The organism is Nocardia sp. SYP-A9097 (assembly GCF_009649815.1).
Classification (GTDB): domain Bacteria; phylum Actinomycetota; class Actinomycetes; order Mycobacteriales; family Mycobacteriaceae; genus Nocardia.
This window is the reverse complement of sequence record NZ_WJIC01000030.1, coordinates 1-11,597: the sequence shown is the minus strand read 5'-3', so window position 1 is coordinate 11,597 and position 11,597 is coordinate 1. Positions and strand designations below refer to the sequence as shown.

Annotated in this window: 11 protein-coding genes and 1 tRNA gene; 3 read left to right on the top strand and 9 right to left on the bottom strand. The window is 63.6% G+C overall.

Features of this window, described 5'->3' with window-relative positions:
• The first annotated feature begins 24 nt into the window (after positions 1-24).
• Positions 25-450: an HIT family protein gene (locus tag GFY24_RS34530; RefSeq protein ID WP_153809314.1), complete on the top strand. Its 426-nt coding sequence runs from the start codon at positions 25-27 to the stop codon at positions 448-450.
• On the opposite strand, the gene GFY24_RS34525 is transcribed toward GFY24_RS34530, so the two are convergent.
• The 5 genes from GFY24_RS34525 to GFY24_RS34505 all read right to left on the bottom strand — a co-directional run bounded on the left by GFY24_RS34525 (position 426) and on the right by GFY24_RS34505 (position 4,185).
• Positions 426-1,889 carry a cell wall metabolism sensor histidine kinase WalK gene (locus tag GFY24_RS34525; RefSeq protein WP_153809313.1) on the bottom strand — a complete coding sequence of 488 codons (1,464 nt, stop codon included), beginning with the start codon at positions 1,887-1,889 and terminating at the stop codon, positions 426-428. The genes GFY24_RS34530 and GFY24_RS34525 overlap by 25 nt on opposite strands.
• Positions 1,886-2,620: a response regulator transcription factor gene (locus GFY24_RS34520; protein ID WP_153809312.1), complete on the bottom strand. Its 735-nt coding sequence runs from the start codon at positions 2,618-2,620 to the stop codon at positions 1,886-1,888. Before GFY24_RS34520 ends, GFY24_RS34525 begins: the two co-directional genes overlap by 4 nt.
• 121 nt (positions 2,621-2,741) lie before the next feature.
• Positions 2,742-2,813 (bottom strand) — tRNA-Thr (locus GFY24_RS34515).
• A 185-nt stretch (positions 2,814-2,998) separates the two neighbouring features.
• Positions 2,999-3,241 carry an MbtH family protein gene (locus GFY24_RS34510; protein ID WP_019931522.1) on the bottom strand — a complete coding sequence of 81 codons (243 nt, stop codon included), beginning with the start codon at positions 3,239-3,241 and terminating at the stop codon, positions 2,999-3,001.
• A gap of 140 nt (positions 3,242-3,381) precedes the next feature.
• Positions 3,382-4,185 carry an alpha/beta fold hydrolase gene (locus tag GFY24_RS34505; RefSeq protein ID WP_153809311.1) on the bottom strand — a complete coding sequence of 268 codons (804 nt, stop codon included), beginning with the start codon at positions 4,183-4,185 and terminating at the stop codon, positions 3,382-3,384.
• A gap of 160 nt (positions 4,186-4,345) precedes the next feature.
• Here GFY24_RS34505 and GFY24_RS34500 point away from each other — a divergent pair, with 160 nt between their 5' ends.
• Complete coding sequence (locus tag GFY24_RS34500; RefSeq protein WP_153809310.1) at positions 4,346-4,558, top strand: hypothetical protein; 213 nt, start codon at positions 4,346-4,348, stop codon at positions 4,556-4,558.
• On the top strand, positions 4,494-6,047 hold the full coding sequence (locus GFY24_RS34495) for a trehalose-6-phosphate synthase (protein ID WP_375336141.1): 1,554 nt from the start codon (positions 4,494-4,496) through the stop codon (positions 6,045-6,047). The genes GFY24_RS34500 and GFY24_RS34495 overlap by 65 nt, the downstream gene beginning before the upstream one ends.
• Before the next feature lie 253 nt (positions 6,048-6,300).
• Here the strand turns inward: GFY24_RS34495 and GFY24_RS34490 are convergent, their stop codons facing one another.
• The 4 genes from GFY24_RS34490 to GFY24_RS34475 all read right to left on the bottom strand — a co-directional run.
• On the bottom strand, positions 6,301-7,173 hold the full coding sequence (locus tag GFY24_RS34490; RefSeq protein WP_153809309.1) for a hypothetical protein: 873 nt from the start codon (positions 7,171-7,173) through the stop codon (positions 6,301-6,303).
• Positions 7,170-8,027, bottom strand: a complete 858-nt coding sequence (locus GFY24_RS34485; RefSeq protein WP_153809308.1) for an aspartyl/asparaginyl beta-hydroxylase domain-containing protein — start codon at positions 8,025-8,027, stop codon at positions 7,170-7,172. The genes GFY24_RS34490 and GFY24_RS34485 overlap by 4 nt, the downstream gene beginning before the upstream one ends.
• A gap of 12 nt (positions 8,028-8,039) precedes the next feature.
• The gene (locus GFY24_RS34480; protein ID WP_153809307.1) at positions 8,040-9,284 is read right to left on the bottom strand and encodes a fatty acid desaturase; all 1,245 of its coding nucleotides are present in this window, start codon (positions 9,282-9,284) and stop codon (positions 8,040-8,042) included.
• A partial coding sequence (locus GFY24_RS34475; RefSeq protein WP_153809306.1) for an amino acid adenylation domain-containing protein occupies positions 9,271-11,597 on the bottom strand: 2,327 nt, incomplete at its 5' end. The genes GFY24_RS34475 and GFY24_RS34480, both read right to left, overlap by 14 nt.

Below are 11,597 nucleotides of genomic sequence, written 5' to 3'. Positions count from 1 at the left end.
CCCACCGCGCGTAATCTGCCGGGCATGGCTTCTGTTTTCTCAATGATCATCGAAGGTCAGCTGCCGGGCCGATTCGTCTGGGAGGACGACGAATTCGTCGCCTTCCTCACCATCGCGCCGGTCACGCAGGGGCACACGCTGGTGGTGCCGCGCAAGGAGATCGATCAGTGGCAGGACGTGGATCCGGAGACCATGTCCCGGCTGACCGGGGTCGCCCAGACGATCGGCCGCGCGGTGCGGGCGGCCTGGGATGCCCCGCGCGCGGGTCTGCTCATCGCGGGTCTGGAGGTGCCGCATCTGCACCTGCATGTCTTTCCGGCATTCGAGCTCGGTGATTTCGATATCACCGGCGCGGATCCGGAGCCGAGCAAAGAATCCCTCGACGAGGCGCAGGCCAAGATCCAGCAGGCGCTGCGCGATCTGGGTTACGGCGCCAATGTCCCGGACTGACCGGTTCGCGGCAATCGCACACTGAAGGTCGTCCCCGCACCCGGTGCACTGGTCACCGACACCACGCCACCGTGCGCGGTGACCAGTGCCTGCACGATCGAGAGCCCGAGCCCGGTACCGCCGCTGACCCGGCTGCGCGAGGCGTCGGTGCGGTAGAAGCGTTCGAAGACCCGCTCGGCCTGTTCCGGCGCGAGCCCCGGCCCGGTATCGGCGACCTCGATGAGGACATCCGCGTCGGAGGGTGTGAGCCGCACGGTGACCGCCGCCTCGGGCGGTGTGTGCACGAGCGCGTTATTGAGCAGATTGGCCAGGATCTGCCGCAGCCGCGTCTCGTCCCCGGCGATCTCCAAAGTCCCTGAGCCGGAACGGATCTCCAGATCGATGGGCCGCGCGGGCCCGTCACCTTGCTGTACGGCGGCGAGGGCGCGCGCATTGTGCACCGCATCGCTGGCAATGGTCAGCAGATCCACCGGACGCCGCTCCACCGGACGCTGCGCGTCGAGCCGCGCCAGCATGAGCAGATCCTCGACCAGTAGTCCCATCCGCTTGGATTCGCGTTCGATGCGATCCATCAGCAGCTCGGGTTCGGTGATCGCGCCCTGCCGGTACAGCTCGGAGAAGCCTTTGATGGTGGTGAGCGGTGTGCGCAATTCATGGCTGGCGTCGGCGACGAACTGCCGCATCTTGGCCTCGGAGCGCCGCGCCCCCTCCTCGGAGGCTTCGGTGGCCGCGAACGCCTGCTGAATCTGGGTGAGCATGGTGTTCAGCGATTGCGACAGCCGATCCACCTCGGTGTCGTTGCCGCGCATGGGAACTCGCTGATGCAGGTCACCGCCCGCGATGGCCGCGGCGGTGCGCTCGACCGCTTCCAGGGGTCGCAGACTGCGCCGGATCACCAGGCGTGCGACAACCGCCAGCGCGGCCAGCACCAGCGCCCCGATCACCACCTGCAGCAGAATCAGCCGATCCAGAATGCTCTGGGTCTGATCCATGCGCAGCGCGACAATGCTGGTGCCGTTCTGATTGGTGACGCGCAGGACCCGCCACTCCTCACCCGAATTGCCGATGGAGCCGACGGTGACCGCATGCCTGCCGAGATTCTCCGGCACATCCGGCTGCCCGGTGCCGACATCCAGGTGCAAGGTCAGCTTCCCGGTCGAATCCTGTACGCGCACATAGAGCAGATCGGCCGGACGCTCCTTACCGGCGGGTGGTGCGGGCAGCGTTTCGGGCCGGCGCGCACCCGGTGCGGCCCAACTGTGCGCGGCCTCGCTCAACTGCCGGTCGATGCGATCGATGAGCACATTGTTCATAAGAGTGGTGACCGCGATCCCGGAGACCAGCAGCCCGATACCCGCGAGCGAGACCAGCGCCAGGGCGAGGGTGGTGCGCAGCGGTACCGCGGCGAGCCGATCCGACAACCGGGCGCGTCGGCTCATTTAGCGGCCGACCGGCGATGCGGCTCCCGCATGACATAGCCGACCCCGCGCAGCGTGTGAATGAGCCGATCCGGCCCGGTATCGACCTTCTTACGCAGATACGACACATAGGTCTCCACCACGCCGACCTCACCGCCGAAGTCGTAGCGCCACACGTGATCCAGAATGCGCGGCTTGCTCAACACCGTGCCCGCGTTGACCATGAAGTACCGCAGCAGCGTGAACTCGGTGGGCGACAACGGAACCGGCTCCCCCGCCTTCCACACCTCATGGGTGTCGTCGTCGAGTTCGATATCGGCGAACCGCAACCGCGACGACTTCTCCTCCGGCGCGGCCCGCCCCGCCCGCCGCAAAATCACCCGCAACCGCGCCACCACCTCTTCGAGACTGAACGGCTTGGTCACGTAATCGTCTGCCCCGAGCGTCAATCCGGTGATCTTGTCGTCCACTTCGTCCCGCGCGGTCAAAAACAGCACAGGCGCATCGATCCCATCGGCCCGCAACCGCCGCAACAGCCCGAACCCATCCATCCCCGGCATCATCACATCCACGATGAGCGCATCCGGCCGAAACATCTTGGCCCGATCCAACCCCTCGGTCCCCGATCCCGCGGTCGCCACCTCGAACCCCTGATACCGCAGACTCACCGACAGCAACTCCACAATCATCGGTTCGTCATCGACGATAAGCACTCTGGCTTCGGCTTCACGACCCCCGGGCACACCTGTCATGACCTCATCCTGCAGCCCGCATCATCGAACTCCCTGTACCAAACCTGGGAGTTTCCTGGGAGCGGTGCAAACCAAAAAAGACCGCCTCCCCATGACCGAAGTCGTGGGGAGGCGGGTACAGAGCCCCCTGTCAGGATTGAACTGACGACCTTCGCTTTACAAGAGCGGTGCTCTACCACTGAGCTAAGGAGGCGTGACGGTGCCCTTTTCAAAAGCGGTGCCCATCATAACCGGGTGGGTCGGCTGCGCGGAAAAGCCGACGTCCCGGTCGATCTGACGCTGTCAGAAGCCGGACCGAAGCACGGCGGGGCGGCGCTTATGGCGCCGCCTGCCGCATCCGGAACCGTTCCTGCGCAGTATCGGGTCAACCGCTAGATATCAGGACTGCGCCGCCTGACGGGCCGCATCATCGGCGGCCATGGCATCACGAAGGCTCTTGGGACGCATATCCGTCCAGTTCTTCTCGACGTACTCGACGCACGCGGCGCGCGAGTCCTCACCGAACACGACCCGCCAACCCGCCGGAACCTCGGCGAAGGCAGGCCACAGGGAGTGCTGTTCCTCGTCGTTGACCAGGACGAAGAACCGGCCGTCTTCGTCATCGAAAGGATTGGTGCTCATTTCACCTCACTGGATACTGGCGCTTGTACAGGAACGCTGACGGATCATCTTCGCATTGGGTTGGCACCCGCAGCGCAAGGACGAGCCCGCTACGTTGATTCGACCCTAGCAAGGCTCGCGTTACGGCTGGGCGGTTACCTTCAGCCCGCGAAGAATTCCAGCAGGATCTTGTTGACGACCTCGGGTCGTTCCAGGTAGCCGAAGTGCCCGGCGTCCGGGACCTCCTGATAGCGGGCGCCCGGAATCGCCTCGGCGACCTCGCGGGACAGGTAGGGCGGGATCATCCGATCATCGGCGAAGCCGACCGACAGGCAGGGCACGGTAATACCCCGGTAGGCAGCGGTGCGATCGAAGTCATGATCCATCCGGCGCTGGGCACGCACACCGGGCGTGGCCGGGCCACCGGTGAATTCGAACAGGTCCAGCCAGTCCCGGGCGGCATGGGTATCGGCCAGGGTGGCCGGGGACAAGTTCATCAGAGCGGTGATGGCGGCCTCGTATTTGGCGGGCAACCGCACCCCGGAAGCGTCGAGTTCGTGCTCACCGGCCGAGAGCGTCTTCTGCAGCTGGTCCAGGCGGGCGTGCCCGGCCAGGAAGACGGCCTTGCGCACCAGATCCGGCCGGGCCAGCGCCAATTCCTGGGCGACCCGTGAGCCCATGGACTGGCCGACCACCAAAGCCGGTCCCTCCCCGAGGAATTCGATGAGCCCGGCGGTATCGCGCACCAGTTCGTCGATGGTCATGCCCTGGGCGGCCTCGTAGGACGGCGCGATACCGCGATTGTCGAAGGTGCACACCCGATATCCGGCGGCCACCAGCGCGGGCACCTGGTGCAGCTCCCACACCCGGCCGCCGCTGCCCGTCCCCATGATCATGACGACCAGCGGTCCGGACCCCTTGATCTGGTAGTTCAGCGAGATTCCGTGCACCGTGACCAACGGCATTGCTACGACCCCTTCACCCGATTCCGGTAACTCTTCCTGTCATTACCGTAAGCCAGGCCGATCGGCCGGTACGGTCCGCAGGTGAATCGTCCGAATCACGCATTGCGTTTCGGGCTCGCTGTACCCGCAGGACAGAGTTCGGCCGAAAGCTCCGGATAGTATGGGGGCCTCGCAAGCTGAGCAGACCCGAGAGGACATGATGATGGCCGCGAACAGCAGCGCGAAAGACATCGCGGACGACGATCTGGAACCGCTCGCCGACGAGACAGCCCGCCAGGCCCAGCGTGTCGTAGCCGCGTACGCCACCGATGCCGACGAATGCCGCATGCTGCTGTCGATGCTCGGCATCGGCCCCAATACGCGGGGCGAATGAGACCGTGAACCCGGACAGCGCCGGCTCGGGTTTCGTCGTAGTCGCCAACCGCTTGCCGGTCGACCTCGAGAAACTGCCGGATGGCACCACCCGCTGGAAGCGCAGTCCCGGCGGTTTGGTGACCGCACTGGAGCCGGTGCTGCGAAATAACAAGGGCGCCTGGGTCGGTTGGGCGGGTGTACCCGATGTGGAGCTCGATCCGATCGTCGAGGACGGGCTGGAACTGCATCCGGTACCGCTCTCCTCCGAAGAGGTCGCCGACTACTACGAGGGCTTCTCCAACGCCACATTGTGGCCGCTGTATCACGATGTGATCGTGCGGCCGGTCTACGACCGCAAGTGGTGGCAGGCATACGTGCAGGTGAACCGGCGTTTCGCCGAGCACACCGCGAAGGTGGCCGCCGAGGGCGCGACGGTCTGGGTGCAGGACTATCAGCTGCAGCTGGTGCCCAAGATGCTGCGCATGCTGCGCCCGGATCTGACCATCGGCTTCTTCCTGCACATTCCGTTCCCGCCGGTGGAACTGTTCATGCAGATGCCTTGGCGCACAGAGATTGTCGAGGGCCTGCTGGGCGCGGACCTGATCGGCTTCCATCTCCCCGGGGGAGCGCAGAACTTCCTGTACCTGGCGAGAAGGCTTGCCGGACAACCGACTTCACGCGGCAATGTGGGTGTGCGCTCGAAACTCGGTGTGGTGCAGGTGGGTTTCCGCACGGTCCGGGTGGGCGCGTTCCCGATCTCCATCACCTCCACGGAGTTGGACGAATATTCGCGCCGCCGCAGCGTGCGCGAACGAGCGTCGAAAATCCGTGCGGAGCTTGGTAATCCGAAGACGATCCTGCTCGGGGTGGACCGCCTGGACTACACCAAGGGCATCGACATCCGGCTGGCCGCACTGGAAGAGCTGCTGCACGAGGAACGCATCGATCCCGCCGATACGGTGATGGTGCAGCTGGCCACCCCGAGCCGGGAACGGGTGGACTCCTACATCCAGATGCGCGGCGATATCGAACGCCAGGTGGGCCGGATCAACGGCGAGTACTCCCGGGTGGGTTATCCGGTGGTGCACTATCTGCACCGCCCCATCCCCCGCGAGGACCTCATCTCCTTCTTCGTGGCCGCCGACGTCATGGTGGTGACCCCGCTGCGCGACGGGATGAACCTGGTCGCCAAGGAGTACGTGGCCTGTCAGGGCGGCTTGAACGGCGCTCTGGTGCTGAGCGAATTCACCGGTGCCGCAGCGGAATTGCGCCAGTCCTACCTGTGCAACCCGCACGACCTGGAAAGCGTCAAGGAAGCCCTGCTGGCCGCGATCGAGGACGACCGCGACACCCGTCGCCGCCGCATGCGGTCGATGCGCCGCCAGGTGCTCACCCACGATGTGGACCGCTGGGCCCGCGCCTTCCTGGACGCGCTGGCTCAGGATCGGGTGGCGGGCAGCGCCCTGCTCACCGATGACGATGTGGATCCGGGCGTACACCGGAACTGATGCGAAATACCCTGTGGCCCAGTCCCGCACGACATGCGGGACTGGGCCACAGCCATATCGGCGTCTAGAGCTGACCGGCGCCCATCATTGCCAATCCGAGGATGGCGGCCTTGACCAAATACACACCGTAAGTGGCGAGAGTAATGAAAACACCCGCAATTCCCACACCAATCTCCTTAATTCGGCATCCCCATGATGCGAAAAACATTCCGCTGTCAGTAATCGTCTTCGCGAATCCGCGAGCCTCAGATCGTCACAGCGGTCTCAACAGCTCCAGGTACTCGAGGTAGGCGTCGATCGGCTTGCGTAGGGCTTCGACTGCTTCGGGAGCAGCACGCTCGGCCAAGGCGAGCGCGCGGGCGATGTTCTGGTCGAGCGACTCGATTGTCGGGACAGCTGGACCGGAGAGCAATGCGTCCAGGTCGGCGAGACACCGTTTGCCGATAGGGGTCGCACCGATGTCGGTGTGGAGGTTGTCCCAGCCGTAATCGCGAGAATCCGGGGCCAACGCAACTTTGATGAGGTTCTTGACTGCCGCGTTGAACATATGTGTTTCGCGGTAGGCGGCGAATCGCTGGCGGCGCATGACCCGTTTGCCGATCAGGAATCCCCGCACCATGAACTCGATAAGCAGCTCGCCGCATGTCCGTGGCTCGGCAATAGTGCGTGCGATGAAGGCCATGGCGTCGTGGCTCGGCAGCGACACATCGGTATCGGCCCTGGTGAATACCGGGAGCGCCGAAATAACGTTGTGGTCGAGAGCGCTCTCCGGCACCACGTAGATGTCGAGCTGCCGCAGGCGCTCCTGACAGGCCACCAGATAGACGTAGCCGAGCCCTCCCATATCGCCGGCACCGGTATCGCGCCAGCCCGGCATGATCGCATGCAGCTCTGCCATCATCAACGCGTCCAGCACAGAGACGAAGTCGATGTAATCGTCGTCCGCGACGCCAACCACGAAGTCGACGTTGGACAGCCGGTCCGCGGTGCCGGTGGCCAGCGATCCACGCACCAACAGCTGCGTTACCGAGGGGCTTGCCGTGAATACATCGATCGCATTCTCGAGCAACAGGAACTGTTCGGGCCGGTTCAGCGCCACCAGTCCATCCAACAAGAGATTCCTCATTGCAACACCTCCGCACGCTCGCCACCGAGAAGGACCGCTTTGCTGTCGATCCACCGTTGCGCGTCTGCATGACGACCGACCGATTCGTAGGCGGCGGCGATCAGCTCGTACAACCGGCCCTCCGGCACGGTGCGCTCATAGAACATCCGCAGCAGGTGCTGTTCGCCCGCCCGGTCGTACCCGAGCATGATCAGCTTGCGGGCTTGCTCCACTCGGTTTTCCAATTCGGTCGGCTCGGCCGCCGGCAACAGCGTCACGTCATCCGGCGCGAGATACGCGTTGTCGATTACCCGGGCGAGCGCTTCATCGGAGTAACAGTCCATGATCAGGTGCAGCCGTCCCGGCCCCAAAAGGTTGCACGCACCATGAACATTCGTCGGTGTCAGCCGCCACAATCTGCCGGCATCCAGGCAGACTCGGGCACCGCCGGTCACCAACGCCGCGGAGGAGTTGGTCACCAACGGCAGATGCAGCCGATGCCGCTCGACGTCCTCCAACTCGGCGTAGTCGCGGTGTTCCCACAGAAACGAACTCGGCTCCAACCACGCCAGCCGAACCCACATGTAGCGCAGCCCCAGCGAGTCGAGAAACCGTCCGGTTATGGGCATCTGTCGCAATAGTGTGGTCGGGACCGGATCGCAGTCGCTGATTCTGACGTCACCCGGATCTCCGCTGCCGTTGAGCAACGAAAGGGTTCGCCATCCACCGGATTGGTACCGGCCGTACTCGACTACCCAGTTCGCCGGCACCGTCAGTGCCTCATGTCGTAGACGCTCCAACACATCGGTGTCGATGGTGTCGATACAGGCGATCTGGCTCAGTAGCCCACTCTGGCTGACTGTCGTCGCTACCATCCGAAAAGCTCCTTACTGGTGAGAAATTGGTCTTCCAGCACCACGTCTGATCGACTGTCGCTCGACGCGCGCCGTGCGCAGGCCACGTCGCCGACCGGTCACCGGATTGATCGTCGCCACGGCATTGCCGCCGAACATCCGCTCCGAGGCCGTCTCGGGGGCATCGTCGGCCGTGCGCCGCAGGTACTTGTTCGGCAGCGACAGTTTCACGATCGTCCGCCACGACTTGAAGTACTGCGCCGGAAGCGATCCCGTGGTGTAGGGCAGGTCGTACTTCTCGCATAGCGCCCGCACCCGCACCGCGGCCTCGGCCAGCCGATTGCTCGGCAAGTCCGGGAACAGGTGATGCTCGATCTGATGGCTCAGATTGCCCGTCATGAAATGCGTGAGCGGGCCGCCGGAAATATTGGCGCTGCCCAACATCTGGCGCAGATACCACTCGCCCGGGGTCTCGGAGTCGACGTCGGACTTGGTGAACTTCTCCGCGCCGTCGGGAAAATGGCCGCAGAAGATCACCACATTGCTCCAGACGTTACGAATCATGTTGGCGGTCAGGTTCGCCGTCAACGTCGAGACGTAGGAGGGACCCGTCAGCAGCGGGAAGAACACATAGTCCTTACCTACCTGTTTGCCGATCTTGGCCAGCACCACACGGCGTTTACGCGCGAACTCTTCGCGGTCCACTCGCCCCTTGGCGACCTTGCCCAATTCCAGGTGCTGAATTGCGAACCCGTACTGGAAACCCAACTGCAACACCAGGTTGTAGACCGGATTGCCGATATTGAACGGCCGCCACTTCTGGTCGCGCGTCACGCGCAGCACGCCGTACCCGATGTCGTCGTCCATCCCGAGCACGTTCGTGTACTTGTGGTGCAGGAAGTTATGTGTATGTTTCCAATGCTCTGAAGGTCCGGTGTTGTCCCATTCCCATGCCACCGAGTGGATCTCGGGATCATTCATCCAATCCCACTGGCCGTGCATGACATTGTGCGCGATCTCCATGTTCTCGATAATCTTCGCGAGACCCAGCATGGTCGTGCCTGCTACCCAGGCCGGGCGGAAGGCACTCACGAAAAGCACAGTGCGACCGCCGATCTCCAGCGCGCGCTGCAATCGGATCACCTTGCGGATGTACTGTGCGTCCCGCTCGCCCAGCGAAGACTCGATATCGCGACGGATCGCATCGAACTCCGCGCCCAGTGCCTCCACCTCCTCGGGAGTCAGGTGCGCATATTCCTTCACATCACTGATGGCCATCCTGATTCCTCCCGAACGCTTCTTCCAGAACCCCCGCGTATGACGCCATGGGCACCGGATCCAGCATTTCCTCATGAGTGCATTCGACGCCGTACTCCACGATCTCGCCTTCTATATACGGCTTCCACAATGCCGACAGATCTTCTTTGTTCTCGGCAAGTCGAGCCGACAGGATAATGGCCGAGCCAGCGAATTTCGCCGGACTGTGACTATTTTGAAGCCGCCTGTTGTGCCTGACGTTTTCAGCGATCCGGCCGACCATCGATTCAGGTGGCAGTGACATCTTGAGATTCGATGCACTATCAACCATTCTCTGAACCACCTCGTACGTGAGAGGCTCGATGCCCGACGGATCCAACCCATTGATTCTCAGATAATCCTCGAGAATCGGCCGCTCCGTGTAGACATCCCCTGCCGAATCGGCATCCTCTATCGCCAGGAATGAGTCCATCAGGACCAGGGTGGAGACTTGCTCGCCGGATCGGGTCAGCTGTGCGGCGATCTCATGGGCGACTCCTCCACCGAACGACCACCCCAAAAGGCGATACGGGCCATCGGGCTGAGCCTTCCTGATGATCTCCAGATAGTTCGCAGCCATTTCTCGGACACTTTCGGATCTATCATTATCCAGGTCCTGCGATATTCCGATTATAGGAATGTCGAGGTAATCGCCGAGCGGCCTATAGGGCCAACTCACACCGCCTCCCGGGTGTATGCAGAACAGCGGTGTACCCCCACCTTCGCTCAATATCTCCGCCTGGGAGACTTCCGAATCGACATCGCCGCCCAAATGCTCCTTCAAGGCACGCACAGTCGGCGCCTGGAACAAAGTGCGCACCGCAACCCGGACATCGAACGCATCATGAATTTCCGCGACCACCCGCATCGCCAGCAGTGAATTACCGCCGATATCGAAGAAGGAGTCATCGACTCCCACCCGCTCCAACCCGAGCACCTGGGCGTAAATCGAGGCCAGCACTTCCTCGGTCGGTGTCGACGGTGCCCGATATCCCTCGCCTGCATAATCGGGTGCCGGTAGAGACCGCTTGTCCAACTTGCCATTGACCGTCAACGGCAGGCTGTCCAGCGCCACAACAGCTGCGGGAACCATGTACTCCGGCAACCGCGACCCGACCGAGGCACGCACCACCGCAGGGTCCACCGCACCGGTCACATACCCGACAAGTCGCTTGCTCCCGGGCTGATCCTCGCGTACAACCACCACGGCCTGCTCGACCCCCGCCACCCCGGACAACGCCGCACCGACCTCACCGAGCTCGATCCGGAAACCCCGAATCTTCACCTGGTCATCGCTACGACCCACATACTCCAACTCGCCCTGGGCATTCCAGCGCACCAGATCACCCGTGCGGTACATGCGCGATCCCGCCGAGCCGAACGGACACGCCACAAACCGCGACGCCGTCAAACCCGGACGACGCAGATATCCGCGCGCCAAACCCCTTCCCGCGACATACAACTCACCCACGACCCCGACCGGGACCTCGGACAAACCCTCATCCAAAACGAACACCGCGGTCCCCGAAATCGGACGACCTATCGGCAACACCCCCGACCCCGCCACCAACGGTTCGCTCACCGTCGCGCACACAGTCGTCTCCGTCGGCCCGTACGCGTTCACCATCGACCGGCCCGGCGCCCACCGATCCACCAATTCCGCCGAAGTCGCCTCGCCCGCGACGACCAGCGAACGCACCGACTCCAACCCCTCCGGTGACAGCGCACCCAACACCGACGGAGTGAGGGTCACATGGGTAATGCCGAATTCCTGGATGAGGCCGGTCAACCCGGAAATACGCGTCACCGCGTCATCCGGCGGGATGACCAGCGTCGCCCCCGTCACCAGCGTCACCCATATTTCGGACACCGCCGCATCGAAACTCCAGGACGCGAACTGCAGCACCCGACTGTCTCCGTCGACGCCGAACCTTGCGGCCTGATCGGCGATCAGATCACCGATTCCGGTGTGGGTGACCGCGACACCCTTGGGTGTACCGGTCGTACCGGAGGTGTAGATGACATAGGCCACCGCCGAGGCCGACGGCGCTGGCAAAGGCGCGAGCGGCTGAGCAGCCCGTGCGGGGTCGGCGATGTCGATGACGACGAGATCGCGTCCGGCCAGCCGGGACACATACTCCCCCACCGTGATCACCGCGGCGGGCGATGCGTCCGCGAGCATGAAACCGACCCGCTCATCGGGATGACGCACATCGATCGGCAGATACGCAGCGCCGGTCCGCAATACCGCCAGGGTCGCCACGATCGCCGCAGCCGAGCGCGGCAACATCAACG

Bases quoted from the DNA above. Each gene is read 5' to 3' on its own strand.
- GFY24_RS34505 (WP_153809311.1), bottom strand. From the start codon at position 4,185: ATGCCGTTGGTCACGGTGCACGGAATCTCGCTGAACTACCAGATCAAG.
- GFY24_RS34480 (WP_153809307.1), bottom strand. From the start codon at position 9,284: ATGGCCATCAGTGATGTGAAGGAATATGCGCACCTGACTCCCGAGGAG.
- GFY24_RS34520 (WP_153809312.1), bottom strand. From the start codon at position 2,620: ATGACAGGTGTGCCCGGGGGTCGTGAAGCCGAAGCCAGAGTGCTTATC.
- GFY24_RS34500 (WP_153809310.1), top strand. From the start codon at position 4,346: ATGGGGGCCTCGCAAGCTGAGCAGACCCGAGAGGACATGATGATGGCC.
- GFY24_RS34510 (WP_019931522.1), bottom strand. From the start codon at position 3,241: ATGAGCACCAATCCTTTCGATGACGAAGACGGCCGGTTCTTCGTCCTG.
- GFY24_RS34490 (WP_153809309.1), bottom strand. From the start codon at position 7,173: ATGAGGAATCTCTTGTTGGATGGACTGGTGGCGCTGAACCGGCCCGAA.
- GFY24_RS34525 (WP_153809313.1), bottom strand. From the start codon at position 1,889: ATGAGCCGACGCGCCCGGTTGTCGGATCGGCTCGCCGCGGTACCGCTG.
- GFY24_RS34495 (WP_375336141.1), top strand. From the start codon at position 4,494: ATGCCGACGAATGCCGCATGCTGCTGTCGATGCTCGGCATCGGCCCCA.
- GFY24_RS34485 (WP_153809308.1), bottom strand. From the start codon at position 8,027: ATGGTAGCGACGACAGTCAGCCAGAGTGGGCTACTGAGCCAGATCGCC.
- GFY24_RS34530 (WP_153809314.1), top strand. From the start codon at position 25: ATGGCTTCTGTTTTCTCAATGATCATCGAAGGTCAGCTGCCGGGCCGA.